This window comes from Tabrizicola flagellatus (assembly GCF_046295235.1).
GTDB classification, from domain to species: domain Bacteria; phylum Pseudomonadota; class Alphaproteobacteria; order Rhodobacterales; family Rhodobacteraceae; genus Tabrizicola; species Tabrizicola flagellata_A.
This window is the reverse complement of the sequence record NZ_JBKBLV010000013.1, coordinates 27,479-53,394: the sequence shown is the minus strand read 5'-3', so window position 1 is coordinate 53,394 and position 25,916 is coordinate 27,479. Positions and strand designations below refer to the sequence as shown.

Here is a 25,916-nt window from a genome sequence, read left to right as displayed (position 1 = left end):
AGGTCACGATTGCGCAGGTTCTTTCCGGAATTGACCCTATCTTGCCCGCCGGATAGGGAAGGCGCGAGTTTCGCCTCTGTCCCGGGGTCCCCGATGTCCGACGCCACCTCGACCACGCCCAGAAGTTTCCAGGAGATCATCCTGCGGCTCCAGAGCTATTGGGCCGGTCAGGGCTGCGCCGTGCTGCAACCCTATGACATGGAGGTCGGCGCGGGCACCTTCCACCCGGCCACCACGCTGAGAAGCCTTGGCACGAAGCCCTGGGCCGCGGCCTATGTCCAGCCCTCGCGCCGCCCCACGGACGGGCGCTATGGCGAGAACCCGAACCGCCTTCAGCACTATTACCAGTACCAAGTCATCATCAAGCCAAGCCCGGCGAACCTGCAGGAGCTTTACCTCGGCAGCCTCGCCGCCATCGGCATCGACCTGGGCCTTCACGACATCCGCTTTGTCGAGGACGACTGGGAAAGCCCGACCCTCGGCGCCTGGGGCCTGGGCTGGGAGGTCTGGTGCGACGGGATGGAGGTCAGCCAGTTCACCTATTTCCAGCAGGTCGGCGGGCATGATTGCAGGCCTGTTTCGGGCGAACTGACCTACGGGCTGGAGCGGCTGGCGATGTATGTCATGGGCATCGACCATGTGATGGACATGCCGTTCAACGATCCCGATGCGCCGATCCCGCTGACCTATGGCGACATCTTCCGCCAGACCGAAGAGGAATACAGCCGCCACAACTTCGACGGCGCAACGACCGAGATGCTGTTGCGTCACTTCGAGGATGCCGAAGCCGAATGCGAACGGCTGCTCGCTTTCCCCGCCGAGGACCCGAAATCCGGCAAGCGCATCGTCATGGCCCATCCCGCCTATGACCAGACGATCAAGGCCAGCCACCTGTTCAACCTTCTGGACGCACGGGGCGTGATCAGCGTGACCGAACGGCAGGCCTATATCGGCCGGGTGCGGGCCTTGGCGAAGAAATGCGCCGATGCTTTCCGGCAGACCGAGGCGGGGGCGGATCAGTGAATGCCGGCAAGATCATCGTGGGGGCCATCGTGATCGTCGCCCTGATCGCCGGCGGGTTCCTGTGGTACACCGCCGAACGCGCCTATTACGAGCCCGTGGCCTTCCAGCCCGGCGCCGAGATCCGGCTGGTTCCCGTCGCCGGCGGCCCGCCCGAGGCGATCGTGGTCAACGGGATCGAGGGGATCGACGCGGCCTCCTCGCCGATCAAGTTCCGCGCCTGTTTCACCACGCCGCTGAGCCTGGCCATGCTGAGCGAGACCTACCGGATCTACGAGGGCGCCGAGCCCTTGGTCGCGCCGTCAAACTTCCCCTGTTTCGACGCCGCCGCCATCGGCCGGGCGCTGGAGACCGGCGAGGCGCTGGCCTTCCTGTCCGAACCCGAGATCCACCCCGGCGTGGACCGCGTCGTCGCGGTCTTTCCCGATGGCCGCGCCTATGCCTGGCAGCAGACCAACGCCTCTCTGAAGGACTGACCATGCCCGACCTGCTGATCGAGCTTTTCTCCGAGGAAATCCCGGCGCGGATGCAGGGCAAGGCCCGCGACGATCTGCGCAAGCTGGTCACCGACGGGCTGGTCGAGGCCGGGCTGACATATGCCTCGGCCGGGTCATTCTCCTCTCCGCGCCGGCTGGTCCTGTCGGTCGAGGGGCTGACGGCCGAAAGCCGCCCGGTGCGCGAGGAGCGCAAGGGTCCGGCCACGACCGCGCCGCAGCAGGCGATCGAGGGCTTCCTGCGGTCCACCGGCCTGACGCTGGACCAGCTGGAGCGGCGGGCGGACAAGAAGGGCGAGACCTTCTATGCCGTGATCGAGAAGCCCGGCCGCAAGGCGCCCGAGATCGTGGCCGAGGTTCTGGACGCCACGATCCGCAGTTTCCCCTGGCCGAAGTCGATGCGCTGGGGCTCGGGGTCCTTGCGCTGGGTGCGGCCGTTGCAGTCGATCCTGTGCATCCTGTCGGACGAGGGCGGGGCGCATGTGGTGCCGCTGGAAGTCGATGGCATTAAGGCCGGCAACACGACCGAGGGCCACCGTTTCATGGGCAACGGGCGCTTCGTCGTCACGGGCTTCGACGACTATCTGGTCAAGCTGAAGCGCGCGAAGGTGGTGCTCGACAGCGCCGAGCGCGAGGCGGCGATCTGGCAGGGCGCGCAGAACCTGGCCTTTGCCGCCGGAATGGAGGTCGTGCCCGACCCCGGCCTCCTGACCGAGGTCGCGGGGCTGGTGGAATGGCCGGTGCCGCTGATGGGGCGGATCGCGGACGATTTCCTGTCGCTGCCGCCCGAGGTCTTGCAGACCTCGATGAAGGAGCATCAGAAGTTCTTTTCGGTGCGGAACCCGAAGACGGGGCGGATCGAGGGCTTCGTGACGGTGGCCAACATCGAGGCCCCGGACGGCGGCGCGGTGATCCTGAAGGGGAACCAGAAGGTGCTGGCCGCCCGCCTGTCGGACGCGAAGTTCTTCTGGGAGAACGACCTGCGGGTGGCGAAGGCGGGCATGGGCGAGTGGGTGGAAGGGCTGAAGGCCGTGACCTTCCACAACAAGCTGGGGTCTCAGGCGGAGCGGATCGAGCGCATCGCGGCGCTGGCTCGCAAGATCGCGCCTTTGGTGGGCGCGGATGCAGGTGATGCGGATTATGCGGCGCGGATTGCCAAGCTGGACTTGCGGTCGTCGATGGTGGGGGAGTTCCCAGAGCTGCAAGGCGTGATGGGCCGCTACTATGCGCAGGCAGCGTTGCAGGAAAACCCCGCCCCGGACTTGATCCGGGGCGTAGCGGGGTCAGAGAGAGGCCCCGGATCAAGTCCGGGGCGGGTATCCGCAATCGCCGATGCCGCGCGCGACCATTGGCGGCCGAAGGGGGAGAGCGACTCGGTGCCGTCCGAGCCCGTGTCGGTCGCCGTGGCGCTGGCCGACAGGATCGACACGCTGACCGGGTTCTGGGCCATCGACGAGAAGCCGACGGGGTCGAAGGACCCGTTCGCGCTCCGCCGCGCGGCGCTGGGGGTGATCCGGTTGGTGCTGGCGAATGGGGTGCGGGCCTCGCTGGCCGGCATGCTGGGCCAGGGAATCGCCTGTCACCCCGCCGCAGGACATCACGGAATGTCGGCCGTGCTCGACCTGCTTTCCTTCTTCCACGACCGCCTGAAGGTCCATCTAAAGGATCAGGGCATCCGCCACGATGTCATCGACGCCTGCCTCGCCATGCCGGGCAGCGATGATCTGCTGCTGCTGGTCAGGCGCTCGACGGCCTTGAGCGAGACTCTAAAGACTGAGGACGGGGCGAACCTGCTGCAGGGCTTCAAGCGGGCGAACAACATCCTGGCCCAGGCGGAACAGAAGGACGGCGTCGAATACTCCTTCGGCGCAGATGTGAAGCTTGCCGAGACCGATGAGGAGCGCGCGCTGTTCGCGGCGCTCGATCAGGCCGAGGCGGCGATTGCCCCGGCCATGGCGCGGGAGGATTTCGCCGCCGCCATGGCCGCGATGGCCGCCCTGCGGGGCCCGATCGACGCCTTCTTCACCGCCGTGCAGGTGAACAGCGACAATCCGGTGGTACGGCGCAACCGGCTGAACCTGCTGCACCGGATCCGGGCGGTCTGTTCCGGCGTTGCGGACCTGAGCCGCATCGAGGGCTGATCTTCCGCGAAGACGCCGCAGGCAGGGGCGCTTCCCTCCCCCCTTCTTGGGGGAGGGAGAGGGTGGGGGGCCTGTCGCGTCGTCCCCCCACCCCCATCCCCTCCCCACGAGGGGGAGGGGAGGCGCTTGCATTATCCGGTTCGCGTGTTGCCCAAAGAATCGTCACGCGGCTGACATGTCACGCTTGCGTGACGGTCCTTTCGGCGTATGCTGCACCTGAACATCGGGTGCCGCAGTGCAGAAATACGATCCCATCGCCGAATTCGCCCGGATCACGTCCTCGGCGCAGATCGCGACGGCGACGCATGGCTGGCGGGCGAAATGCCTGCAGCGGCTGGTCCGGCTGGACCTGCCGGTGCCGAAGTCGGTGGCGCTGCCGGCCTCGACCGTGCGGGCCATCGCGGCGGGGCACGGGGTGGATGTGCAGGGGATCCTCGACCATTTCGGCGACGGGCCGCTGATCAGCGTCCGGCCCAGCCCCGCCAACCCCGACTGGGGCGGGCCGGCGACGATTCTGAACATCGGGCTGAATGCCAAGCGCCATGCCCGGCTGGCCGAAACCCATGGCGAGACGGCGGCGGACGCGCTGTATCTGCGCTTTGTCCAGGCCTATGCGATCCATGTCGCACGGCTGGACCCCGACGTGTTCGACGGGCTGAAGCCGGGGCCGGGGGCGCTGAAGGAGGCCCTGCGGGAATACGAGGTCGAGACCGACGAACCCTTCCCGCAGGATCCTGCGCGGCAACTGGCCGAGGTTCTGCGGTCGATGGCGCGGGCCTGGGAGGGGACATCGGCGCGCCTGTTGCGCCAGGCCAAGGGCGCGCCGGAGGAGGCGGCCTTGGGCCTTGTCGTGCAGGAGATGGCACAGGGGATCGGGCAGGGGATCAGCGGGTCGGGCGTGATGCAGTTCGTCGATCCGGTCACCGGCCTGCCGCAGATCACCGGGCGCTACCTGGGGCAAAGCCAGGGCCGCGACGCGCTGAAGACCACCGAGGCGCTGTATCTGACGCGCGACCCGCGCGGGCCGTCGCTGGAGGACGTGGCACCCGAGATCTTCGCGACGCTGGTCGAATACGGAGCCATCTGCCGCACCCGCCTGCGCGAGGAGATGCAGATCGAGTTCACCATCGAGGATGGGCGCCTTGCGGTGCTGGACGCGGTGAAGGTGCAGAGGTCGGCCCGGGCGGGCCTGCGGATCGCCGTGGCGCTGGCCGAGGACGGGATCATCGCGAAGGAAGAGGCCGTCCTGCGGGTCGAACCCAGCGCCTTGTCCGAGCTTCTCCACCACCAGGTCGATCCGCGCGGGGAACGCGACGTGATCGCGCGGGGCATCGCGGCCTCGCCCGGCGCGGCGACGGGGGTTCTGGTCTTTTCCTCCAGCGCGGCGCAGGCGGCGGCGGCGCGGGGCGAGGCCTGCATCCTCGTCCGTCGCGAGACTGCGCCCGAGGACATCCGCGGCATGCATTCGGCGGTGGCGGTGCTGACGGAACGCGGCGGCATGACCAGCCACGCGGCGGTGATCGCGCGCGGGTTGGGGCTGCCCTGCGTGGTGGGGGCCTCGGACCTGCGGCTGGATGCGCGCGACCGCAAGATGGTCGCGGCGGACGGGCGGGTCTTCCGTGAGGGCGACGTGGTGACGCTGGACGGCTCCAAGGGCGAGGCGCTGGCCGGCGCGGCCGAGATGCTGCCCCCGGCGCTGGACGACAGTTTCCGCCGGCTCCTCTCCTGGGCCGACGAGGTGCGCGACATCGGGGTGCGCGCCAATGCCGACACGCCCTCGGACGCCGAGACCGCGCGCAAGTTCGAGGCGGAAGGCATCGGCCTGTGCCGCACGGAACACATGTTCTTCGACGAGGACCGCCTGGTCGTCATGCGCGAGATGATCTTCGCCGATGCGCCGGGCGACCGGGCGGCGGCGCTGGCGCGGCTTTTGCCGATGCAGCGGGCGGATTTCGTGCAACTGTTTGAAATCATGCAGGGATTGCCGGTGTGCATCCGGCTGTTCGACCCGCCGCTGCACGAATTCCTGCCCCAGACGCGCGAGGGCCTGCGCGAGTTGGCCGAGGCGCTGGACCGCCCGCTGTCCGAAGTCACCCGCCGGGCCGAGGCGCTGACCGAAGTGAACCCGATGCTGGGGATGCGCGGCGTGCGGCTGGGGGTGGTGCTGCCGGAAATCTACGACATGCAGGCGCAGGCGATCTTCGAGGCGACGCTGGAATCGGCCCGCCGCGGCGCGCCGGTCGTGCCCGAGATCATGATCCCGCTGGTCAGCGCGCGCCGCGAGGTGGAACTGATCAAGACCCGGATCGACGCCGTCGCCGCCATGGTGCGCACCAGGGCCGGGGCCGGTTTCGACTTCAAGCTGGGCGTGATGGTCGAAACCCCGCGCGCGGCGCTGCGGGCGGGCGACATCGCCCAGCATGCGGCCTTCCTCTCCTTCGGCACCAACGACCTGACGCAGATGACCTATGGCCTGAGCCGCGACGATGCGGGCCGGTTCATGAACACCTATGTCCGGCAGGGCGTCTTCCCCGAGGATCCGTTTCACATCCTCGACGTGGACGGGGTGGGAGAGCTGCTGCACATCGGGGCCGAGCGCGGGCGCAAGACACGGAAAGACCTGACACTTTCGATCTGCGGCGAACACGGCGGTAACCCGGAATCCATCGATTTCTGCCGCCGTGCCGGGTTCGACTATGTCTCCTGCTCGCCCTACCGGGTGCCCATGGCCCGGCTGGCCGCGGCGCACCTTGCGCTGGCAGATCGAAAGAAAACCGTTTAGAAACAGTTGATTGTAGAAAATTCTTGATTGTTTTCGGCGGTATTTCGCTCATGCAGCATGGATTTCCGTTGTAATTCTGCAACAGTGGTGGACCCGACCCGCCGCTTCGCCTAACTGCCCCGCTGCTTGCCAAGGCGGGGGTACTTCCGCCGGGAAACCAAAGACGGAAGAGCAGAATGAATCTCAACCTAGCGACGCTGGTGCTGGCCCTGGGCCTGGCGATCGGCCCGGCGATGGCGGAAACCGGCTGGAAGGCCAGCATGTTCGGCCTGACGCCCATTCCGGCCTCTTACGGCACCGAGCTGAAGCGCCTGCCGGCCCCCGATCTTTCGGCCACGCTGCGGGCCGATGCCCTGACCGGGGGCATCACCGAGGACTGGCTGATGGCCCAGCCCGCGCCTTCGGGCGATGCCGAGTGGCAATGCCTGACCGAGGCGCTGTATTTCGAGGCGCGCGGCGAAAGCCTGGAAGGCCAGATCGCCGTGGCCGAGGTGATCCTGAACCGGAAGGACAGCCCGCTTTACCCGCGCACGGTCTGCGGCGTGGTCAGGCAGCGGGTGGGCAGCGACTGCCAGTTCTCGTACGTCTGCAACGGCCGCACGAAGATGCGCGAACGCGAGGCGGCGGACCTTGCCGGCCGGATCGCCCGCGCCATGCTGGACGGGGCGCCGCGCCTGCTGACCGAAGGGGCCACCCATTTCCATACAAGGGGCGTGAGGCCCGGCTGGTCCAAGCGCTTTCCCCGCACCGCCTCGATCGGGGCGCATGTGTTCTACCGCCAGCCCGGCTCGCGCGGGTGATGTCGCCAATCGCGGCTTCCCTGACGCCTTCCCGCTTGGCCCGCGCGCCGCGCGTGCTATGACGGGCCGAACGGCGGAGGACCCCGATGAGCGACATTGAACTGGCTTTCGCCCATCCCGAGGATCGGGCCGAAGCGTCCGCCGGGGCGGCCCCGCGCGACCGGATCAGCTTGCGCGACCACATCGTCGAGGCCGAGATCGGCGCCTTCCAGAAGGAACGCGGCCACAAGCAGCGCCTGCGCTTCAACGTGGTGGTCGAGGTGCGCCCGGTGACCGGGCCGCTTGAGGACGACGTGGACCGGATCCTGTCCTACGACCGGATCACCGAGGCCATCGCCGCGGAACTCGCCGCCGAGCGGTTGAATCTGCTGGAGACGCTGGCCGAGCGCGTGGCGGAACGGATCCTGGCCGAACCTGCCGCGATGCGGGTCTTCATCCGGATCGAGAAGCTCGACATCGGCCCCTATGCCCTGGGGGTGGAGATCGCCCGCTCGCGCGCCGAGATCCCGGTGCAGCGGGCCGGGCGCGACGGGATGGAGGCGGTGCATCCGCTGGTCGTTCATCTGGACAATGCCACGATTCTGGCGCCGGACCTGTCGGCGCAGCTGGATGCGCTGCAGGCCGAGGGGCTGCCAATGATCCTGACCGTGGGCCTGCCGGACCTCGCCCGCCCGGTGACCGGGCACAAGCCGACCCAGCGCCGGGTGGACCTTCTGGCGATCGAGCAGAACGCCTGGACGCTCGCCGCGCGCGATCCGCGCTGCGTGGTGGTGGCGACGCGGACCGAGATCGACTGGGCGATGAAGCGCGGGCAGACGGTGGTCTGGGCGCCCTCGAAACTGGTGTTGGACGCGGTGGATGGGCCGAAGGGGACCGATCCGGTGGGCCTGGCGCTTTGGCTTGCGGAAACGATGTCGGCCACGGCGCTCGTCGTTCACGGAGAGGTTGCAGTCCCGGCGGGAAGCCGCGTTCCGGTGCGGCGGGCCTGAGGCTTCCCCCTTGAAAAGCCGGCGGGCTTCGGCCACTCCGGGGCCATGGAATACTTTCGCCCGATTGCGATGACCGATCCGGCCCGGCCTGCCGGGGCCTTCGCGCTGGCCGGCGGCTGGTGCTGGTTCGACCGGGTCGAGTTGCTGTCGCGCGCGGCCCAGGGCCGGGTGATCCCGGCTGCCCAGGTGCCCGCGCCGGTCCTGCACCGGCTGACCGCGCCGCGCCCCGCCTTTGCCGGGCTGACGCTGGACCGCCCGCGGCTGATGGGCATCCTGAACGTGACGCCGGACAGTTTCTCGGACGGCGGACGGTTCCTTGCGCCCGAGGCGGCGCTGGCGCAGGCGCAGGCCATGGCCGCGGGGGCCGAGATCATCGACGTGGGGGGCGAAAGCACCCGCCCCGGCGCCGCCGAGGTGCCGGTGGAGGAAGAAATCGCCCGCACCGCCCCGGTGATCCGGGCGCTGCGGGACGGGGGTCTGAGCGCCCCCATCAGCATCGACACCCGCAAGGCGCCGGTGGCCGAGGCGGCGCTGGCGGCGGGGGCGACCATCGTCAACGATGTCTCGGCCTTCGACTTCGACCCGGCGCTGGGGCCGCTGGTCGCCAGGTCGGAGGCGCCGGTCGTCCTGATGCATGCCCAGGGCGTGCCCGCGACGATGCAGGACAATCCGCTCTACGGCGACGTGCTTCTGGATGTCTATGACGCGCTGGCCCAGCGGCTGGCACGGGCCGAGGCGCTGGGGATCGACCGGACGCGGATCGTGCTCGACCCCGGCATCGGCTTCGGCAAGACGCAGGCCCACAATCTGGCGCTTATCCGCGGGCTGTCGCTGTTTCACGGCCTGGGCTGTGCGATCCTGCTGGGAACGTCTCGCAAGCGCTTCATCGGCGCGATCGGCCGGGCCGAGGCGCCCGAGACTCGCGCGCCGGGCTCGATTGCCACTGCGCTGGCCGGGGTGGCGCAGGGGGTGCAGGTCCTGCGCGTGCATGACGTGGCCGAGACGCGGCAGGCGCTGCGGCTGTGGCAGGCGTTGAACACCGATCATCTGGAGGACGAGGCATGAGCCGCAAGCTTTTCGGCACCGATGGCGTGAGGGGCCGGGCCAACAGCTGGCCGATGACGGCGGAGCTGGCCTTGAAACTGGGCGCGGCGGCGGGGCGCTATTTCCGCCGTGACGGGTCGGGCGCGCATCGGGTGGTGATCGGCAAGGACACGCGGCTTTCCGGCTACATGCTGGAAAACGCGCTGACGGCTGGATTCTGTTCCACGGGCATGAACGTGTTGCTTCTGGGCCCGATGCCCACGCCGGCGGTCGGGTTCCTGACCAAGTCGATGCGGGCCGATGTCGGCGTGATGATCTCGGCCAGCCACAACCCGCACCAGGACAACGGGATCAAGTTCTTCGGCCCGGACGGCTTCAAGCTGTCGGATGCCGCCGAAGCCGAGATCGAAGCGATGATCGAGGGCGAAATCGCCCCCGCAAAGCCGGAAAACATCGGTCGAGCCAAGCGGATCGACGACGGGCGGGGCAGGTACGAGGAGTTCGTCAAGACGAGCTTCCCGACCGGCCTGCGGCTGGACGGGCTGAAGGTGGTGGTGGACTGCGCGAACGGGGCGGCCTACCGCACCGCGCCCGAGGTGCTGTGGGAGCTGGGCGCCGAAGTCATCCCGATCGGGACGGCGCCGAACGGAACCAACATCAACGACCGCTGCGGATCCACCCATACCGACACGGCGGCCGAGGCGGTGGTGGCCCATGGCGCGCATGTGGGCCTGGCGCTGGATGGCGATGCCGACCGGATCATGATCCTGGACGAGACCGGCCGGGTGGCGGACGGGGATCAGATCATGGCGTTGCTGGCGGCGCGCTGGGCGGACGAGGGACGCTTGCAGGGCGGCGCGCTGGTCGCGACGGTGATGTCGAACCTGGGGCTGGAGCGGTTCCTCGCGGCCCGCGGCCTTCGGCTGGAGCGGACGGCGGTCGGCGACCGCTATGTGGTGGAACGGATGCGGGAGGGCGGCTTCAACCTGGGCGGCGAGCAGTCGGGCCACATCGTGATGACCGACTATGCCACCACCGGCGACGGGCTGGTTGCCGGCTTGCAATTCCTGGCCGAGATGGTGCGCACCGGCAGGCGCGCATCGGAGCTGACCCGCAGCTTCGAGACGGTACCGCAGCTTCTGAAGAACGTCCGCTTTTCGGCCGGAGCGCGGCCCCTGGAGGTTGCCTCGGTCCGGCAGGTGATCGAGGGCGCCGAGCGGCGGATCGAGGGGCGGGGGCGCATCCTGATCCGCAAGTCGGGGACCGAGCCGCTGATCCGGGTGATGGCCGAATGCGAGGACGAGGCGCTGCTGGTCGCGGTGGTGGACGAGATCGTCGGCGCGGTGGAAGCGGCGGTCTGAGCCGGGTCTGTCCACGGTGGACATTTCCGGATTTCAAAGCAAAATCAAGTTTTTGTGATTTTCCATTAACCTGGTCTCAAGCTTTGTTCGCGGACGCCACCCTCCGGCTTTCCGGCCTTGCGCGGGGATGGCGGGGCGGGCAGGGTCCGGGGGCTTGCAACGACGGGAGGCGCGGATGCTGCATGATCGGGCGGGGGGGCTGGCGCTGGTCGCGGTGGTCTGGGCCACGGCGGCTCTGGCCGAGGAGCGGCAGGTCGCAGGCCACCGGGTGACGGTCGCCGAGGACGGGATGGGCAGCGCCACGCTGGTCGTCGATGGCGAGGTCCTGCACGAGAACGGCGTGATCTTCCTGGACGAGGCCGCGCAGGCGCTGGGCGGGCTGAGCGTGCTGACCGGGGTTGCGGGATCGGGTGGCAATGCCTGCGGCGCGGCGCCCTTCGTGCTGGCGCTGCCCGAGGGCGGCAAGGCGGGGCTCTACGGCCCGCTGGAGGGCTGCCGGGAGTTCGCGCTGGAGGTCAGGCCCGATGCGCTGGTCTTTTCCACCGAACCGCTGCCCTCGGAGCCCGGCGAGGTCTGGACCTGGACCCCGGCGGAGGGGTTCGTGCAGGGGCCGCCGGTGGCCTTTTCCGGCAGCCTGGGCTGGGACGCCTTCGACAGCCTGGCCGGGCAGCACCCGGTCGAGGCGCTGAAGCTGACCCCGGTGCTGGAGGCGTTGCAGGCGGGGCTGGGGCCGGACTATGCGGCCTTTGCCGAGCGGATCTCGGACCTCGGGTCGGGCGACCGGACGGCGACGGGCTATCTGGGGCAGGCCTGCCTGAAGTATTCCTGCGACGAGGACTGGGCGGTCCTCTACCTCGATCCTGTCGATCAGGGCGTGTTCGCGGCTTGGGCGGTGGTGGGCGAGGCGCAACCGCGGCTCTGGCCGGCCGACCGCGCCCTCTGGCCCGCCGAGGCGCTGGCGGCGCTGCCCAGCCCGTCGGGCGAGTGAGGGGCGGCGAGCGGACGCCTCCTCGTGCGACCGCGTCTTCTCGTCGGGGGCGGACCCCCATCCGTCCCCTGACCAGGGGGGCGGGTGCAGCGAGGAGGGACGCAGTCGCCGACGAGCGGTCCGTCCGGGTCAGCCTTTCGGCTTGGTGGCCAGCGCGTAGTCGCCGCGATAGGCGAGCAGTCCGTGATGGGTGATCTGCGCGGTTTCGTGGCACCAGATCTCGCCGCCGCAGCCGGCGATCCAGCGGCGGCAGAACGAGGTGTCCTCGCCGTGCATGACCGCCCCGCCGCGCCCGCGCAGGTGGCTGAAGAAATCGTGGAAATCGGCGCCCGGATAGCCCGGGCCGTTGAAGCCGGGCACGGGCAGGGCCACCCCGGCCGCGACCATCCGTTCCGGCACGGCGCGGCGGATCAGCATGAAGCCGGTGCCCGCGCCCGGCACCTTGCGGAAGCCGCCCCGGACCTCGTAGGGCCAGGGCTCGCCCGTCTCGAACACCTCGGAGACGTTGTAGCGCAAGGTCTCGGCCAGAAGATCGGCGGTCGAGGCGCGCTCGGCCTCGGGTTTTGCGGCCTCGCGTTCGATGGCGGCGCGGAACTCGCGCCAGCGCATCTGGCGCTGGGGGTAGGCGGCGACGGTGAAATCGGCGTCGAAGTCGAGGAGGTCGAAGAAGAGCTGCGGCTGGTAGCTCATGTCGCTGTCGAGAAGCAGCGCATGGGTGAACCGCCTGTCGGCGAGGAAGCAGGAGACGAGGTAGTTGCGCGAGATCACCAGGTCGGACCATTCGTAGGTCTTGAGCGCGAAGGGGATGCCGCGGCGCTGCAAGGCCTGGGACAGGCCCAGCAGGCTGTGGACGGCGGGGGTGTCGATCTGTCCGCCGGTGGGCATCAGGATCATCAGGGTGGTCATGCGTCGGGCGCTCGCCGTTGGGTGGCCAAGGGTTCGCGGCGCGGCCGGGACTTGTCAAGGCAAGCGATGGGCAAACGATGGGCGCGCGATGGGGGAGGGAACCCGAAGCCGGTGGCGCCGTTGACCCGGTGACGGGCACCGATGGGGTGCCCCTGACCCATGGAGGCGAAGATGATTGATGGAGCCATCGTGCCATTCCTGTCGCTGTTCACCCTGCTGGCGGTGGCCGTGCTGGCGCTGATCTCGAAGGAGCGGACCAGGGACCGGATGCGCGACCCGAATGCGCCGGTCTCGACCCTGGCGAAGGACGGGAAATATGGCGGCGTGGCGTTCCTCTTGCCGCTGGAGGTGCGGGCGCGGCGGGTGGAGATGCTGCGGCGCCGGGTCGTGCCACTGGTCTAGCGGAGCGCCTGCCAGCCGTCGCTGCATCTGAGGCGGGTGAACCGCTGGGTGCAGGTGACGAGGCCGCCGTCGGGCAGGGCGAAGACGAGGCTGAGGCCGAACATCGTGCCCTGTCCTGCGACCCCGCGCGCCTCGCCCGGCAAGGGCGCGCGGCCGCTGGGCTGGACGGGGATGGTCGCGCCCTCGCGGGCAAAGCCGGTGATCGGGCGGCTGGCGAGGTCGTTCAGGGCCATCGAGGCCCCGACATTGGTCAGGACGAACCACAGGATCGCCAGGGCGATCAGGGCTACGGGGATCCATCTGCGCATCTTCGGCCTTCCGTCTCTCCGCTCCGGTAAAGCCCGTCGCGCGGCCGGGGGCAACGAAAAAGGGCGCCCGCGGGGCGCCCTTTTCCTTGCCGCGAGGCCGGGATCAGTTCCGCGCCTTGTCCACCAGCTTGCCCTTGCCGATCCACGGCATCATGGCGCGGAGCTTTTCGCCCACCTTCTCGATCTGGTGTTCGTCGTTCAGCCGGCGGGTCGCCTTGAAGAAGGGCTGGCCGACGGCGTTTTCCTGCATGAAGTCGCGGACGAACTTGCCGGTCTGGATGTCGTGCAGAACTTCCTTCATCCGCCGCTTGGTTTCTTCGCGCGGCAGGATGCGCGGACCCGAGACATATTCGCCATACTCGGCCGTGTTCGAGATCGAGTAGTTCATGTTGGCGATGCCGCCTTCGTAGATCAGGTCCACGATCAGCTTCACCTCGTGCAGGCATTCGAAATAGGCCATCTCCGGCTCGTAGCCGGCCTCGACCAGGGTTTCGAAGCCCATGCGGATGAGTTCGACGAGGCCGCCGCAGAGCACGGCCTGCTCACCGAAGAGGTCGGTTTCGCATTCCTGGCGGAAGTTGGTCTCGATGATGCCCGAACGCCCGCCGCCGATGGCCGAGCAGTAGGAGAGGCCGATTTCCATGGCCTTGCCGGTCGCGTCCTGGTGGACGGCGACAAGGCAGGGCACGCCGCCGCCCTTGACATATTCGCCACGCACGGTGTGGCCGGGGCCCTTCGGCGCCATCATGATGACGTCGACGCCCTTCTTCGGCTCGATCAGGCCGAAGTGCACGTTCAGGCCATGGGCGAAGGCGATGGCCGCACCTTCGCGCAGGTTGTCGTGGACATACTGCTTGTAGGTCGCGGCCTGGAGTTCATCCGGCATGGTGAACATGATCAGGTCGCACCACTTGGCGGCCTCGGCGATGCCCATGACCTTCAGGCCCTCGGCCTCGGCCTTCTTTGCGCTGGGCGAGCCCTCGCGCAGGGCGACGACGACGTTCTTCGCGCCGCTGTCGCGCAGGTTCAGCGCATGGGCATGGCCCTGGGAGCCGTAGCCGAGAATGGCGACCTTCTTGTCCTTGATCAGGTTCACATCGCAGTCGCGGTCGTAGTAAACGCGCATCGGGCGTCCTCCTTGGTGTCGATGGCGCGACAATAGGGATTTCCGCCGCGCAACCCGTGCAATCTTTGACGATTACCGGAGAATGTGCGAAGGATCATTCCTGAAAACGCCATTCGACGGAAATTTCATGCAGATCGACGACACCGACCGCCGCATCCTGCGCCACTGGCTTGCCGAGCCGGGGCTGGAGCGCGCGGTGCTGGCCGAGCGCGCGGGCGTGACGCCCGCGACGCTGTGGCGCAGGCTCGACCGGCTGCGGGCGGGCGGCGTGATCCGGTCGGAAGGGGCGCGGATCGACTGGCGGGCCCTGGGCTATGCGGTCGAGGTCTCGCTTCGCTTCACGCTGGACAAGACCAACCCGCGCGCCTTCGACGAATTCATCGCGGCGGCGCGCGAGGTGCCCGAGGTCATCGGGATCGAGACCTTCCTCGGCCGGGTGGATGTGCGGCTGAACGTGATCGCCCGCGACATGGGCCACTGGACCGGCATCTACCGCGACCGGATCCTGACCCTGCCGCATATCGCCGAGGTCGAGGCGCTGATGCTGGTGGCGACGATCAAGGAGACGGGGGGGCTTCCGCTGTGATCGATCTCGACGACACCGACCGGGCGATCCTGCGGGCGCTGGCGGCGGACGGCACGCTGTCGGCCGGGGAGTTGGGGCGGCGGCTCGGCCTGTCGCAGCCTGCGGCCTGGCGGCGGGTGCGGCGCCTGGAGGAGGCGGGGGTCTTGCAGGGGCTGGCGGTCGAGGTGGACCGCGCGGCGCTGGGCTTCGGGGTCACGGTGTTTCTTGGCGTCAAGCTTGCCACCAAGGGCCGGGTGAGCCTTGAGGATTTCGAGCGCGCGGTGCAGGCGATTCCCGAGGTGCAGGTGGTGCAGCATGTGCTGGGACTGTTCGACTACCGCCTGCGGGTCGCGGCCCGCGACATCGCGGATTTCGAGCGCGTGCTGCGGCGGCGGATCATGACGCTGCCGGGGGTTGGGAACGTCGAGGCCAACGTGCTTCTGACCGAGGAACGTCGCCCCGGACCCCTCGGGGTGGCGGAAACGGTCGGGAAAGCGTGATCTTTGGCGGCTAGGGTCGGGGCCGCTCCTCGTCGCATTTCATGCGCTCGTCGCTGGCGAGGAGAAGCCGAAGGCGCACGACGAGCGGAACCCGGGAGAGGCCATGAAGATCGCGAAGCTGGAAACCTTCGATACGCAATACGTCTGCTTCGTGAAGGTCACGGCGGATACCGGCGATGTGGGCTGGGGCCAGTGTTCGACCTATCAGGCGGACATCACGGCGGAAATCTTCCACCGGCAGGTGGCCCCCTATGCGCTTGGCACTCGGGTCGAGGACCTCGAGGACACGCTGCGCCGCATCTTCGAGCGCGAGCACAAGTTCCCCGGCAGTTACCTCCGCCGGGCGCAGGCGGGGCTGGATACGGCGGTCTGGGATTTGCGGGGGAAGGTCGCGGAGAAGCCGGTGGTCTCGCTGCTGGGCGGAAGCCCGGGAAAGGTGCGAGCCTATGCGTCGTCGATGAAGCGCGACATCACGCCCGAGGCCGAGGCGGAGCGTTTCCGGCGTCTGCGCGACGCGCATGGCTTCACCGCCTTCAAGTGGCGCGTGGGGGCGGAAGTGGGGCGCGACCAGGACGAATGGCCGGGGCGGACCGAAGCGGTAATTCCCATTGTTTCCAAGGCGCTCGGGCCGACAGTTGAGAAACTGGTTGATGGCAATTCCTGCTATTCCCCGGCCCGCGCCATCGAGGTCGGCCGGATGCTGGAAGATCACGGCATCGGCCATTTCGAGGAACCCTGTCCCTATTGGGAGGTGGACCAGACCGCCGAGGTCCGCGCCGCGCTGACCCTTGACGTGGCGGGCGGCGAGCAGGATTGCGAGTTTACCGCCTGGCAGCTGGCGATCGAACACAAGGCGGTGGACATCCTGCAACCGGACATCCTGTATCTCGGCGGCATCTGCCGAACGCTGGAGGTGTGCCGGATGGGCGAGGCTGCGGGTCTGCCGATCACGCCCCATGCGGCGAACCTCGGGCTGGTGACGCTGTGCACCATGCACCTGTTGCGGTCGATCCCGAACCCCGGCAAGTACCTTGAGTTTTCCATCGAGGGGCTGGACTACTATCCGTGGCAGGACGGCCTGTTCCTCGGCGACCCCTACCGGATCGAGGACGGCCATGCCACGGTGACGGAGGCCCCCGGCTGGGGGGTGGAGATCAACCCCGACTGGCTGGCCCGCGCCCGCCACAAGGTTTCGGAAAGGACCTGAGATGCCCGGACTGCATGCGCACATCGACCCCGAGGGGCTGGAGGAGTTTTCGGTCGTCTTCACCGACCGCTCGCTCAATCACATGTCGGCGCGGTTCCAGCAGGTCATGCGCGATGTCTCGGGCATGCTGAAAGAGGTCTACGCGGGATCGGCTGTTGCGCTGGTCCCCGGGGGCGGCACCTATGCGATGGAGGCCGTCGCGCGGCAGTTCGGCAAGGGCCGGGTGCTGATCGTCCGCAACGGCTGGTTCAGCTATCGCTGGACGCAGATCTTCGAGGCGGGCGGGTTCGCCGCCGAGACGACGGTGGTCATGGCCCGGCAGACCGGGAACAGTGCGACGGCGCCCTACGCCCCGCCGCCGATCGAGGAGGTTGTGGCGAAGATCCGCGAGGTCCGCCCCGAGGCGGTCTTCGCCCCGCACGTCGAGACTTCGGCGGGGATCATCCTGCCCGACGACTACATCGCCCAGATGGCGGGGGCCGCGCATGAGGTGGGTGCGCTGATGGTGCTGGACTGCATCGCCTCGGGCTGCATCTGGGTGGACATGGCCACGACGGGGGTCGATGTGCTGATCTCGGCGCCGCAGAAGGGGTGGTCGGCCTCTCCCAGCGCGGGGGTCGTGGTGCTGTCCCCGGCGGGGGAGGCGCGGCTGGCCGAGACCGCGTCGAACAGCTTTGCGCTGGACCTGAAGAAGTGGCGCGCGATCATGGAGGCCTACGAGAAGGGCGGCCATGCCTATCACGCGACGATGCCGACCGACGCAATCCTGGGCTTCCGCGACGCGATGGTGGAGACGAAGGCGATGGGGTTCGAGGCCGCCAAGGCCGCGCAATGGGCGCTGGGGCGGGCGGTCCGGGCCATGCTGGCCGAGAAGGGGGTTCCATCGGTCGCGGCAGAGGGCTTTCAGGCGCCGGGGGTGGTCGTCAGCTATACCGCGGACCCGGAGATCCAGAACGGTGCGAAGTTCCGGGGCGAGGGCTTGCAGATCGCGGCCGGGGTGCCCTTGCAGGTCGGCGAGGGGCCGGAGTTCAAGACCTTCCGGCTGGGGCTTTTCGGGCTGGACAAGCTGAAGGACGTCGACGCGACGGTGGCACGCTTGAAGCGGGCGGTCGACGCGGTGCTTTAGCCCGGTCGGCCGGCCCCGAGGCCAGCCCGCATCAGGATCTGTCGCACGGGCCGGACAGAGTGCAGCGTTTCCAGAGCCTTCGCCCGCAGGTCGCGCAGGGCAGGCGCCCCGACCATCGAGGCGCGGTTCAGAAGGTCGATTCCGGTCACGCGGGCGCGGACTTCTAGGTGGCGCTGGCGGTGGTAGGCATCGGTGACCGCGGCCTTGCCCGGATCTTCGCGGTGCGACTCGGCCAGAGCCAGCAGCGCGGCCAGGTCGGCGAGGCTCATGTTCAAGCCTTGCGCGCCGATCGGCGGGACGACATGCGCGGCCTCGGCGATCAGCACCGCGCGCGGGCCGGACAGCCGGTCGGCCAGCTGGCTGATGATCGGCCAGACCGAGCGCCGCGAGATCAGGGTAAGCGGCCCGAGGACATGGGCGGAACGGGCGGTCATCTCGGCCTCGAACGCGGGGACGGGAAGCGTGGCCAGGCGGGCGATCTCCGGTCCTCTGTCCATCCAGACGACGGCCGAGGCCGGGCGGCCGTCGCGGTCGGGCAGGGGGACGAGGGTGAAGGGGCCGCCGGTCCGGTGGACCTCGGTCGAGACGTTCTGGTGCGGCAGGTCGTGGGCCACGGCGAAGGCCAGCGCCTTCTGGCCGTAGCGGATGGTTTGCGCTGCGATCCCGAGGGCTTCGCGCACCGGAGACGTTCTGCCGTCTGCGCCGACCACCAGCCGGGCCGAGACCTGCGTGCCATCGGTCAGGGTGACTAGGGCTTCCGCCTCGCGCGGCAGCATGCGGGCGAAACCGACACCGGGACGGAAGCTGACATTCGGCAATTCGGCAAGGCGCGCGACCATCTCGCGCCGGAGAAGCCAGTTCGGCAGGTTCCATCCGAAGGGCGCGTCCGAGATGTCGGCGGCGTCGAAGTCGCGCGTCAGGCGCGCCTCGGGCTCGGGGCCGCCGGCGTCGATGATGCGCATCACCTGAAGCGGCGCGGCATGGGGTTCGAGGCGCGACCAGAGCCCCGAGGCGCGCAGCACCGGGATCGAGGGTTGCAGGAAGGCCGTGGTGCGCAGATCGGCGCCATCGTCGTCGGCGGCGGTCACCGGGGGCGCGGGATCGACGCAGATCACGCGGAAGCCGGCAGAGCCGAAGGCGCAGGCGGCCGTCAGGCCGGCCACGCCGCCGCCGGAAATCAGGATGTCGGTGGTTTCGCGCATGAAGGCCCCCCTCTGGTCAACAGCATAGGTCAGCGGGCTGCGGGGGGCCAGTGGACAGGTCGTCTCAGGGCCGCGCGAGGATCACGAGGATGACGAACATCACCGGCACGAAGCCGACCGCCGTCAGCACCAGCGCGGGCAGGCCCCAGGTCTTGATCGCCAGGACGAGCGCGGTCAGGGCGATCACGAACAGGTAGAAGAGGCTGTCGGCCTCGCGTTCGATGTCGCGGATCACGGGACCGACGACGGGAAGGCTGCGGGCGATCCGGCCGGGCAGGGAGGGGCGGCGGGCGAGGTCGGTGGTGGCAAGGGTCATCGGGCGTCCTGTGCTGTTGTATCCAGCTGCTATTTAGGGCAGCCGCACAGCGAGGGGATGTGACCGGTTGTCACCCCGCAAGTCGGACCAGGAAGGCAGCGAGGTCGTCGGTGTGGTGATGAATGTGGTCGGCGGGCTGCGGTGCCGGTGCGACATGGACGGTCTTCATCCCCAGGCCGTGCGGCACGGCGAGATTGCGGCTGTCGTCCTCGAACATCGCGCCGCGCGCGGGGTTGAGGCCGTCGCGGGCAAAGACGGTGGCGAAGGCCTGCGCATCGGGCTTGGGGTGAAAATCGGCATGCTCGACGCCGTAGATCGCGTCGAACAGGCCGGCGAGGCCACGAGCGGCCAGGACCTTCTCGGCATAGGGCGCGCAGGCGTTGGTGTAGATGATCCGGCGACCGGGAAGGCCGGCAATGGCGCGCGCCAGCCGCGGATCGGGCGCCAGGACCGAGAAGTCGATGTCATGCACCTCGGTCAGATAGGGGCCGGGGTCCACGTCGTGTTCGCGCATCAGCCCCGCGAGCGTGGTGCCGTAGGTCTGCCAGTAATAGGCGCGCAGGTGGTCGGCCCGCGCGCGATCGATTTTCAGCGCCCGCATCACCCAGTCGGTCATGCGGACCTCGATCTGGTCGAAGAGCCGCATCTCGGGCGGGTAAAGCGTGTTGTCGAGGTCGAAGACCCAGGTGGTGACGTGGGCGAAATCCTGTTTCGGCATGGGTCTGGGTGTAGTGCGGGGCTGCGGCATTGGGAAGGGTTGATCGCGGGGTGCGGCGCGGCTTATGGTCCGGGCCGCGCAGGGGGGACGGAACTGGTGCAGAAAGACGCCTATACGCTGATCATGGAAGCGATCGAGGCCGGGGTCTACAAGCCCGGCGACCGGCTGGTCGAAAGCGAGCTGGCCGAGCGGCTGGGGGTCAGCCGCACCCCGGTGCGCGAGGCGCTGCAGCGGCTGGAGACGCAGGCGATGCTGACGCGCGACGGGCGGAGCCTGATCGTGGCGAGCCTCGACCATAACCAGCTGGCCGAGCTTTATGCCGTCCGCACCGAGCTGGAGGGGCTGGCCGCGCGGCTGGCGGCGCGCCATGCCACGCCCGAGGAGGTGCGGGTGCTGAAAAGCATGGTCGCCGAGGACCGCGCGCTTCTGGGCGGGGACCCCAAGGCGCTGAGCCGGGCGAACAAGCGGTTTCACAAGCAGATCCACCTCGCGAGCCACAACCGCTTTCTGGTGCAGCAGCTGGACCTCGTGCATCGGTCGATGGCGCTGATGGCGAACACCTCCTTTGCTGCCGAGGGCCGCGACGAGGTGGCGCTGGCCGAACATGCCCAGATCGTCGCGGCGATCGAGGCGGGCGATGGCGAGGCGGCCTATCAGGCGCTGAAGTCGCATATCAGCCAGGCCTTCGAGACCCGGCTGCGGGTGGACGCGGGCGAATTGCGCATGCGCTGAGGCAGAGGACGGCTGGTCGGGCAACCGGGTTTCTGCCTCGGACCGGGTCAGTCCTTGTCGCCGACCGCATGATCGAAGAGGCCGTGCGTGGTCTTGTCCCAGTAGAACGGGCGGGTGGCCAGTTCCAGAAGGCCCTTGTAGGCGGCAAGCGAGGCCAGCGGGTAATAGACCTTGAGTGTCAGGACCCAGAGCAGGCTGAGGTCATGCCTTGTCCGGCTGAGCCCAAGCGCGCCGACGAAGATGTTGGTCGCCTCGGACAGGAAGAAGATCCCGGCGATGGCCCAGATCGCTGCCGTGGGCAGGACGGCCGACAGCGGGTGTGCAAGACCGAAGGACAGGAGCAGGAAGGACCACAGGAGCGGTGCCAGCAGGAACTGCGCGATGGTGCCGAGAAACAGGACCTGGAAGCCGAGGAACCCGCGCGGCCCGAGTTGCCGCCAGAGCTGCCGGGGCGCGCGCATGTGCACGACCCAGGTCATCATGTAGCCCTTGATCCAGCGCGACCGCTGCTTGATCCAGGGCAGGGGGCGGCAGTTCGCCTCTTCGTGGGTGACGGTGCCGATCAGTTCGGTCCGGTAGCCGTGCCGCGCGAGGCGGATGCCGAGATCGGCATCCTCGGTCACGTTGTGGGCATCCCAGGCGCCGAGACGGTCGAGCACGTCGCGGCGGAAGAAGAGCGTGGTGCCGCCGAGGGGCACGACAAGCCCCAGCCGCGCCAGCCCCGGCAGCACCAGGCGGAACCAGCCGGCATATTCGATGGTGAAGCAGCGCGACAGCCAGTTGGTACGGGGATTGTAATAGTCGAGCACGCCTTGCAGGCAGGCGACCTCGGGCCCCGACCGCTGGAACCGGGCGACGACCTTGCGCAGCTGGTCGGGCTCGGGCGCGTCCTCGGCGTCATAGACCCCGATGATGGCCCCGCGCGCATGGTCGAGCGCATGGTTCAGCGCGCGCGGCTTGGTCTTGACCTGGCCGTCCGGCACCACGACCACCCGCATCCAGGGCGGCAGCTCGGCCTGCGCCAGCGCGTCGAGGGTGACGGTATCCTCGGCCTCGACCGCGAGGATGACATCCAGCAGCTCGGCCGGGTAGTCGATCCGGGCGAGGCGGCGGACGAGGCGCGGCGCGATGTCGCCTTCGCGGTAGAGCGCCACGATGATCGACACGACGGGCGGGATCGCATCGCTGGCGGGATCGGGTGCCGCACCGGCGGGGCGCAGCGCGGCCAGGGTGGCGGCAATCTTCAGGGCGGTCAGGCAGGCCAGCGACACGACCGCGAAGGTCAGGGCGAAAAGGCCGGTGGCGAGGGGGGCGAAGATCAGCCCGGCGAGGATCAGACCCAGGCAGGCCATTGCCAGCGGTGCCTGGTGCAGCCGTGGCCAGGAGCGGCAGCTTTCGGCGGCGGCGACACGGTTTTCGGCGGCGCGCGCCAGCCGGTCCCCGCGCCGGGCATGGATCGCGTCGAGGATCGACCTGCCCGACGCCATGCCGGCGGCGACAGGGCCGAGCCGCGCCTCGAGCATCGGGCGGAGGCGCTCGAACTCGGCCGGCCGCGAGGTGGCGACGATGGTCACGTCGCCGACCTGCTGCCAGGGAACAAGCCCGTGGCGCAGGCAGTCCTGCACGCCAACCGCGTCGATCAGGCGGGGATCGGGCAGCGCGCTGTCCAGATCGACGAGCCGGATGCCGTGATTGCGGGCATCGACGCCGAGTAGATCGCGTTCGACCACCAGCCCGCGCGCGCGCAGCACGTCGGGCAGGCGCCCGGCCTCGCGCCCCTGATGCGACAGGACGGACAGCATGTCATCGGGTGCGACCACGCCTTCGCGCAAGAGCGATGCACCGACGGCAAACCGGCGCGGTCCCCGGACCGGGGCGGAGGAGCGATCTTCGATTGCACGTCGGGCAAGCGCCATACCGGGTTCCCAGCTTGTGGAGCCCAGTCTGCGTGCGTCTGGTTAAAGGGCGGTTAATCCTGCCGGTTCCGTCTCAGGCGGCGCGGCGGGACTGCATGGCGGCGGCAAAGCGTTCGAACAGGTAGAAGCTGTCCTGGGGCCCGGGTGAGGCTTCGGGATGGTACTGCACCGAGTAGACAGGCTTGCCATCCACCGCGATGCCGCAGTTAGTGCCGTCGAAGAGCGAGACGTGGGTTTCGGACACGCCCTTCGGCAGGGTGTCTGCGTCGACGGTGAAGCCGTGGTTCATCGAGGTGATCTCGACCTTGCCGGTGGTCAGGTCCTTGACCGGATGGTTCGCGCCGTGGTGGCCGTGGTTCATCTTGCGCGTCCTGGCCCCGAGCGCCAGCGCCAGCATCTGGTGGCCGAGGCAGATGCCGAAGAGCGGCAGGTCGCGCGCGAGGACGCCCTGGATCATCGGCACGGCATAGGCGCCGGTCGCGGCCGGATCGCCGGGGCCGTTCGAGAGGAACACGCCCTCGGGGTTCAGCGCCAGCACGTCCTCAGCGGTGGCGGTGGCCGGCAAGACGGTAACGTCGCAGCCGACCGAGGCCAGGCAGCGCAGGATGTTGCGCTTCGCGCCGTAGTCGACGGCAACGACCTTGAAGCCCGGGCCTTCGCGGCGGGTATAGCCCTCGGGCCAGGCCCAGCGTTTCTCATCCCAGCGATAGCTTTGCGCGCAGGTGACCTCCTTGGCGAGGTCGAGGCCGACGAGGCCCTTCCAGGCCCGGGCCTTGGCCACGAGCTTCTCGATGTCGAACTTGCCCTCGGGGTCATGCGCCAGCGTCACATGCGGCGCGCCCTGCTGCCGGATCGCGCGGGTCAGGCGCCGGGTGTCGATCCCGCCGACGCCGATGCGGCCGATCTTCGCGAGCCACTGGGTCAGTTCCCCGGTCGCGCGCCAGTTCGAAGGCTCGGTCGGGTCCCATTTCACCACCATGCCGGCGGCGGCGGGGGTTCCGGTCTCGTCATCCTCGGGCGTGACGCCGACATTGCCGATATGGGGGAAGGTGAAGGTGACGACCTGGCCGGCATAGGAGGGGTCCGTCATGATCTCCTGGTAGCCGGTCATCGCGGTGTTGAACACGAGTTCCGCGACCGTCTCGCCGGTGGCGCCGAAGCCCTTGCCGTAGAAAATCGTGCCATCGGCCAGGGCGAGGCAGGCGGTAGCATCGCGCGGGGCGGGCATGGGCGACTCTCCTGTGGGCGAAATTGCGCGGAAACTAAGGGGTGGGCGGGGCAGGGTCAAGGGCGGATGCGAAAAGGATTATGTATTTATATCAATGCCTTGACAAATCCAGCTGAGGTTGCGGTCGGGGCCGCTTCGGGGTATTGTGGACAACTTGGGGAAACTATCGGAAAGACCTGCCATGCTGTTGCGCGACCGTCTGCAGACGGCCCTCAAGGAGGCCATGAAGGCCAAGGAGGCCGACCGCCTCTCGACGCTGCGCCTGATCAACGCCGCCATCAAGGACCGCGAGATCGCCCTGCGGGGCGAAGGCGACGCGGGCGAGGTGGGCGAGGCCGAGATCCTGCAGATCATGGGCAAGATGGTGAAGCAGCGCCAGGAATCGGCCCGGGCCTACGAGGAAGGCGGGCGGCTGGAGCTGGCCGAGAAGGAACTGGCGGAAATCGCGGTGATCCAGGAATTCCTGCCGCGCCAGATGGACGAGGCCGAGGTCGCCGCGGCGGTGGATGCGGCGGTGGCCGAGACGGGCGCCGCGAGCATCCGCGACGTGGGCAAGGTGATGGCGGCGCTGAAGGCGCGCCATACCGGGCAGATGGACTTCGGTGCCGTTGGCGCGCTGGTCAAGGCGCGGCTGGGGTAGACCGGCGACGCCCTCCCGCCAGCGTGACCGGGGCTGATCAGTCAGCCCCGGCAACCCGTTCGCCTGAGCGCACTATTCCGGATAGCGCCGCGCCGCTTTGGCGATGCCCAGCTTCCCGCCCGACTTCTTGCTTTGCGCCGTAGCGGTCCACTCGTACTTGTGCGACCCGCTGGGGGGACATGGGCTCTTGTACTTGAATGCGCCCGGCTCAATCACGCTTTCGCCATTGTAGGTAACTACTCCTCCTCCGTGGTCGAATTCGCGCACATTGGTATCGACCAGCTTGAAGCGGATGAACTTGGTCCCCTCCGGCACATCCTTCAGGATGAAGCGCGGATTGACGACGGTATTGGGATTTCCCGAGGTGCAGGATTTTAGCCCGTCCCAGGTGAAGGCGATTTCGAACGCCGTCGCGGGGGCTGCGAGGGAGAGAAAGGCGGCGGCAACAAGGGCGAGTCGGATCATGGCGTTTCCATGGGTTGTGCTCAAATAGCGGTGATCCCGCCGTGCGGCAAAAGCTTGGAGGCGCCATTACATTTGTGGGGCAAGGTAATTCCCCTAGGCTCCAGACTCATTGATGTTCAAAGCCAGAACAGGACGGTTGCTGCGAGGGCCACGGCGGAGAGGAAGGTCTTTGCGCATCTGTCGTAGCGGGTCGCGATCCGGCGCCAGTCCTTCAGACGACCGAACATGATCTCGATCCGGTTGCGTCGCTTGTAACGTCGCTTGTCGTAGCGGACAGTCTTCCCGCGAGACTTCCGGCCGGGGATGCAGGGACGTATCCCCTTGTCTTTCAACGCGTCCCGGAACCAGTCGGCATCGTAGCCCCGATCTGCGATCAGCCATTCCGCTGCGGGCAAACTGCCCAGCAGGGCCGCCGCGCCGGTGTAGTCGCTCACCTGGCCTGCGGTCATGAAGAACTTCAGCGGACGACCCTTCGCGTCGGTGACGGCATGCAGCTTGGTGTTCAGCCCGCCCTTCGTGCGCCCGATCAGGCGCCCGCGCTGATCGTCGGCCCCCCTTTTTTCGCCCGCAGGCTCGAGGCCGTGCGATGCGCCTTCAGGTAGGTCGCGTCGATCATGACGACCTTCTGTTCGCCGCCTTCGGAGGCCAGCCCCTCCATCATCCGGGCGAACACCCCCATGTCGCCCCACCGCTTCCAGCGGTTGTAGAGGCTCTTGGGTGGACCATACTCATGGGGCGCATCACACCACCGCAACCCATTGCGATTGATAAAGATTATGCCGCTTAGCACACGTCGGTCATCGACCCGCGGCTTGCCATGGCTTTTCGGGAAGAACGGCTTCAACCGCTCCATCTGCTCGTCGGTCAGCCAGAACAAGTTGGTCATCATCACCCCCGTCAGTTCGGGAGCATGAATCACGCGCGCCGGGCGACCTCAAGA

The 25,916-nt window shown here is 68.5% G+C and carries 26 protein-coding genes; 16 read left to right on the top strand and 10 right to left on the bottom strand.

Annotation, left to right across the window (positions count from 1 at the left end; translation table 11 throughout):
• Positions 1 to 93: 93 nt before the first annotated feature.
• From ACK4IU_RS07630 to ACK4IU_RS07590, 9 genes are all read left to right on the top strand, one after another.
• Positions 94 to 1,023, top strand: a complete 930-nt coding sequence (locus tag ACK4IU_RS07630) for a glycine--tRNA ligase subunit alpha (protein ID WP_409733313.1) — start codon at positions 94 to 96, stop codon at positions 1,021 to 1,023.
• Positions 1,020 to 1,496, top strand: a complete 477-nt coding sequence (locus tag ACK4IU_RS07625; protein WP_354001256.1) for a DUF6446 family protein — start codon at positions 1,020 to 1,022, stop codon at positions 1,494 to 1,496. Before ACK4IU_RS07630 ends, ACK4IU_RS07625 begins: the two co-directional genes overlap by 4 nt.
• A gap of 2 nt (positions 1,497 to 1,498) precedes the next feature.
• A complete protein-coding gene (glyS, locus tag ACK4IU_RS07620; protein WP_409733311.1) occupies positions 1,499 to 3,655 on the top strand; it encodes a glycine--tRNA ligase subunit beta in 2,157 nt (718 codons plus the stop codon).
• A gap of 235 nt (positions 3,656 to 3,890) precedes the next feature.
• Positions 3,891 to 6,437 carry a putative PEP-binding protein gene (locus ACK4IU_RS07615; protein ID WP_409733308.1) on the top strand — a complete coding sequence of 849 codons (2,547 nt, stop codon included), beginning with the start codon at positions 3,891 to 3,893 and terminating at the stop codon, positions 6,435 to 6,437.
• Between the two features lie 176 nt (positions 6,438 to 6,613).
• Positions 6,614 to 7,237, top strand: a complete 624-nt coding sequence (locus ACK4IU_RS07610; protein ID WP_409733306.1) for a cell wall hydrolase — start codon at positions 6,614 to 6,616, stop codon at positions 7,235 to 7,237.
• An 86-nt stretch (positions 7,238 to 7,323) separates the two neighbouring features.
• Entirely contained in the window at positions 7,324 to 8,226 is a 903-nt protein-coding gene (locus tag ACK4IU_RS07605; protein ID WP_409733304.1) for a dihydroneopterin aldolase, read from the top strand.
• A gap of 45 nt (positions 8,227 to 8,271) precedes the next feature.
• Positions 8,272 to 9,291, top strand: coding sequence for a dihydropteroate synthase (folP, locus tag ACK4IU_RS07600; protein WP_409733302.1), 1,020 nt, complete (start codon positions 8,272 to 8,274; stop codon positions 9,289 to 9,291).
• A complete protein-coding gene (glmM, locus tag ACK4IU_RS07595; RefSeq protein ID WP_409733300.1) occupies positions 9,288 to 10,631 on the top strand; it encodes a phosphoglucosamine mutase in 1,344 nt (447 codons plus the stop codon). The genes folP and glmM overlap by 4 nt, the downstream gene beginning before the upstream one ends.
• A gap of 175 nt (positions 10,632 to 10,806) precedes the next feature.
• Positions 10,807 to 11,619 carry a hypothetical protein gene (locus tag ACK4IU_RS07590; protein WP_409733298.1) on the top strand — a complete coding sequence of 271 codons (813 nt, stop codon included), beginning with the start codon at positions 10,807 to 10,809 and terminating at the stop codon, positions 11,617 to 11,619.
• Positions 11,620 to 11,748: 129 nt separating this feature from the next.
• On the opposite strand, the gene ACK4IU_RS07585 is transcribed toward ACK4IU_RS07590, so the two are convergent.
• The gene (locus ACK4IU_RS07585) at positions 11,749 to 12,525 is read right to left on the bottom strand and encodes a hypothetical protein (RefSeq protein WP_409733296.1); all 777 of its coding nucleotides are present in this window, start codon (positions 12,523 to 12,525) and stop codon (positions 11,749 to 11,751) included.
• Between the two features lie 171 nt (positions 12,526 to 12,696).
• Here ACK4IU_RS07585 and ACK4IU_RS07580 point away from each other — a divergent pair, with 171 nt between their 5' ends.
• Positions 12,697 to 12,927 carry a hypothetical protein gene (locus ACK4IU_RS07580; protein WP_409733293.1) on the top strand — a complete coding sequence of 77 codons (231 nt, stop codon included), beginning with the start codon at positions 12,697 to 12,699 and terminating at the stop codon, positions 12,925 to 12,927.
• On the opposite strand, the gene ACK4IU_RS07575 is transcribed toward ACK4IU_RS07580, so the two are convergent.
• Complete coding sequence (locus tag ACK4IU_RS07575) at positions 12,924 to 13,235, bottom strand: hypothetical protein (protein WP_409733291.1); 312 nt, start codon at positions 13,233 to 13,235, stop codon at positions 12,924 to 12,926. The genes ACK4IU_RS07580 and ACK4IU_RS07575 overlap by 4 nt on opposite strands.
• Before the next feature lie 103 nt (positions 13,236 to 13,338).
• Positions 13,339 to 14,361, bottom strand: a complete 1,023-nt coding sequence (gene ilvC / locus ACK4IU_RS07570) for a ketol-acid reductoisomerase (RefSeq protein ID WP_409733289.1) — start codon at positions 14,359 to 14,361, stop codon at positions 13,339 to 13,341.
• 127 nt (positions 14,362 to 14,488) lie between these two features.
• On the opposite strand from ilvC, the gene ACK4IU_RS07565 reads away from it, so the two are divergent.
• The 4 genes from ACK4IU_RS07565 (at position 14,489) to ACK4IU_RS07550 (ending at position 17,759) form a co-directional block, all read left to right on the top strand.
• Positions 14,489 to 14,947, top strand: a complete 459-nt coding sequence (locus tag ACK4IU_RS07565) for an Lrp/AsnC family transcriptional regulator (protein WP_149589152.1) — start codon at positions 14,489 to 14,491, stop codon at positions 14,945 to 14,947.
• On the top strand, positions 14,944 to 15,426 hold the full coding sequence (locus ACK4IU_RS07560; protein ID WP_409733287.1) for an Lrp/AsnC family transcriptional regulator: 483 nt from the start codon (positions 14,944 to 14,946) through the stop codon (positions 15,424 to 15,426). The genes ACK4IU_RS07565 and ACK4IU_RS07560 overlap by 4 nt, the downstream gene beginning before the upstream one ends.
• 103 nt (positions 15,427 to 15,529) lie before the next feature.
• A complete protein-coding gene (locus tag ACK4IU_RS07555; protein WP_409733285.1) occupies positions 15,530 to 16,633 on the top strand; it encodes a mandelate racemase/muconate lactonizing enzyme family protein in 1,104 nt (367 codons plus the stop codon).
• A 1-nt stretch (position 16,634) separates the two neighbouring features.
• Complete coding sequence (locus tag ACK4IU_RS07550) at positions 16,635 to 17,759, top strand: aminotransferase class V-fold PLP-dependent enzyme (RefSeq protein WP_409733283.1); 1,125 nt, start codon at positions 16,635 to 16,637, stop codon at positions 17,757 to 17,759.
• On the opposite strand, the gene ACK4IU_RS07545 is transcribed toward ACK4IU_RS07550, so the two are convergent.
• From ACK4IU_RS07545 to ACK4IU_RS07535, 3 genes are all read right to left on the bottom strand, one after another.
• On the bottom strand, positions 17,756 to 18,961 hold the full coding sequence (locus tag ACK4IU_RS07545; RefSeq protein WP_409733280.1) for a UbiH/UbiF family hydroxylase: 1,206 nt from the start codon (positions 18,959 to 18,961) through the stop codon (positions 17,756 to 17,758). The two genes, ACK4IU_RS07550 and ACK4IU_RS07545, sit on opposite strands and share 4 nt — an antisense overlap.
• Positions 18,962 to 19,025: 64 nt before the next feature.
• On the bottom strand, positions 19,026 to 19,277 hold the full coding sequence (locus ACK4IU_RS07540) for a hypothetical protein (RefSeq protein ID WP_409733278.1): 252 nt from the start codon (positions 19,275 to 19,277) through the stop codon (positions 19,026 to 19,028).
• A gap of 70 nt (positions 19,278 to 19,347) precedes the next feature.
• Positions 19,348 to 19,995 (bottom strand): pyrimidine 5'-nucleotidase, encoded by a 648-nt coding sequence (locus ACK4IU_RS07535; RefSeq protein ID WP_409733275.1) that lies wholly within the window; start codon positions 19,993 to 19,995, stop codon positions 19,348 to 19,350.
• A gap of 96 nt (positions 19,996 to 20,091) precedes the next feature.
• Here ACK4IU_RS07535 and ACK4IU_RS07530 point away from each other — a divergent pair, with 96 nt between their 5' ends.
• Entirely contained in the window at positions 20,092 to 20,727 is a 636-nt protein-coding gene (locus ACK4IU_RS07530; RefSeq protein WP_409733271.1) for a GntR family transcriptional regulator, read from the top strand.
• A 47-nt stretch (positions 20,728 to 20,774) separates the two neighbouring features.
• On the opposite strand, the gene ACK4IU_RS07525 is transcribed toward ACK4IU_RS07530, so the two are convergent.
• Positions 20,775 to 22,547 (bottom strand): glycosyltransferase, encoded by a 1,773-nt coding sequence (locus tag ACK4IU_RS07525; protein WP_409733269.1) that lies wholly within the window; start codon positions 22,545 to 22,547, stop codon positions 20,775 to 20,777.
• 169 nt (positions 22,548 to 22,716) lie between these two features.
• Complete coding sequence (gene carA, locus ACK4IU_RS07520; RefSeq protein WP_409733267.1) at positions 22,717 to 23,871, bottom strand: glutamine-hydrolyzing carbamoyl-phosphate synthase small subunit; 1,155 nt, start codon at positions 23,869 to 23,871, stop codon at positions 22,717 to 22,719.
• 181 nt (positions 23,872 to 24,052) lie between these two features.
• On the opposite strand from carA, the gene ACK4IU_RS07515 reads away from it, so the two are divergent.
• Positions 24,053 to 24,511 (top strand): GatB/YqeY domain-containing protein, encoded by a 459-nt coding sequence (locus tag ACK4IU_RS07515; RefSeq protein ID WP_409733265.1) that lies wholly within the window; start codon positions 24,053 to 24,055, stop codon positions 24,509 to 24,511.
• Positions 24,512 to 24,583: 72 nt separating this feature from the next.
• Here ACK4IU_RS07515 and ACK4IU_RS07510 read toward each other — a convergent pair whose 3' ends face one another.
• A complete protein-coding gene (locus ACK4IU_RS07510) occupies positions 24,584 to 24,976 on the bottom strand; it encodes a hypothetical protein (RefSeq protein WP_409733262.1) in 393 nt (130 codons plus the stop codon).
• A 116-nt stretch (positions 24,977 to 25,092) separates the two neighbouring features.
• Positions 25,093 to 25,862 (bottom strand): IS5 family transposase gene (locus ACK4IU_RS07505; protein WP_409733259.1). Its coding sequence is split into 2 segments (ribosomal slippage): positions 25,093 to 25,526 and positions 25,526 to 25,862, totalling 771 coding nucleotides; the frame shifts between segments, so codons are not numbered across the junction.
• Between the last annotated feature and the right edge of the window lie 54 nt (positions 25,863 to 25,916).

Bases quoted from the DNA above. Each gene is read 5' to 3' on its own strand.
- carA (WP_409733267.1), bottom strand. From the start codon at position 23,871: ATGCCCGCCCCGCGCGATGCTACCGCCTGCCTCGCCCTGGCCGATGGC.
- ACK4IU_RS07515 (WP_409733265.1), top strand. From the start codon at position 24,053: ATGCTGTTGCGCGACCGTCTGCAGACGGCCCTCAAGGAGGCCATGAAG.
- glmM (WP_409733300.1), top strand. From the start codon at position 9,288: ATGAGCCGCAAGCTTTTCGGCACCGATGGCGTGAGGGGCCGGGCCAAC.
- ACK4IU_RS07580 (WP_409733293.1), top strand. From the start codon at position 12,697: ATGATTGATGGAGCCATCGTGCCATTCCTGTCGCTGTTCACCCTGCTG.
- ACK4IU_RS07630 (WP_409733313.1), top strand. From the start codon at position 94: ATGTCCGACGCCACCTCGACCACGCCCAGAAGTTTCCAGGAGATCATC.
- ACK4IU_RS07550 (WP_409733283.1), top strand. From the start codon at position 16,635: ATGCCCGGACTGCATGCGCACATCGACCCCGAGGGGCTGGAGGAGTTT.
- ilvC (WP_409733289.1), bottom strand. From the start codon at position 14,361: ATGCGCGTTTACTACGACCGCGACTGCGATGTGAACCTGATCAAGGAC.
- ACK4IU_RS07575 (WP_409733291.1), bottom strand. From the start codon at position 13,235: ATGCGCAGATGGATCCCCGTAGCCCTGATCGCCCTGGCGATCCTGTGG.
- ACK4IU_RS07555 (WP_409733285.1), top strand. From the start codon at position 15,530: ATGAAGATCGCGAAGCTGGAAACCTTCGATACGCAATACGTCTGCTTC.
- ACK4IU_RS07510 (WP_409733262.1), bottom strand. From the start codon at position 24,976: ATGATCCGACTCGCCCTTGTTGCCGCCGCCTTTCTCTCCCTCGCAGCC.
- folP (WP_409733302.1), top strand. From the start codon at position 8,272: ATGGAATACTTTCGCCCGATTGCGATGACCGATCCGGCCCGGCCTGCC.
- ACK4IU_RS07590 (WP_409733298.1), top strand. From the start codon at position 10,807: ATGCTGCATGATCGGGCGGGGGGGCTGGCGCTGGTCGCGGTGGTCTGG.
- ACK4IU_RS07535 (WP_409733275.1), bottom strand. From the start codon at position 19,995: ATGCCGAAACAGGATTTCGCCCACGTCACCACCTGGGTCTTCGACCTC.
- ACK4IU_RS07610 (WP_409733306.1), top strand. From the start codon at position 6,614: ATGAATCTCAACCTAGCGACGCTGGTGCTGGCCCTGGGCCTGGCGATC.
- ACK4IU_RS07605 (WP_409733304.1), top strand. From the start codon at position 7,324: ATGAGCGACATTGAACTGGCTTTCGCCCATCCCGAGGATCGGGCCGAA.
- ACK4IU_RS07545 (WP_409733280.1), bottom strand. From the start codon at position 18,961: ATGCGCGAAACCACCGACATCCTGATTTCCGGCGGCGGCGTGGCCGGC.
- ACK4IU_RS07585 (WP_409733296.1), bottom strand. From the start codon at position 12,525: ATGACCACCCTGATGATCCTGATGCCCACCGGCGGACAGATCGACACC.
- glyS (WP_409733311.1), top strand. From the start codon at position 1,499: ATGCCCGACCTGCTGATCGAGCTTTTCTCCGAGGAAATCCCGGCGCGG.
- ACK4IU_RS07565 (WP_149589152.1), top strand. From the start codon at position 14,489: ATGCAGATCGACGACACCGACCGCCGCATCCTGCGCCACTGGCTTGCC.
- ACK4IU_RS07540 (WP_409733278.1), bottom strand. From the start codon at position 19,277: ATGACCCTTGCCACCACCGACCTCGCCCGCCGCCCCTCCCTGCCCGGC.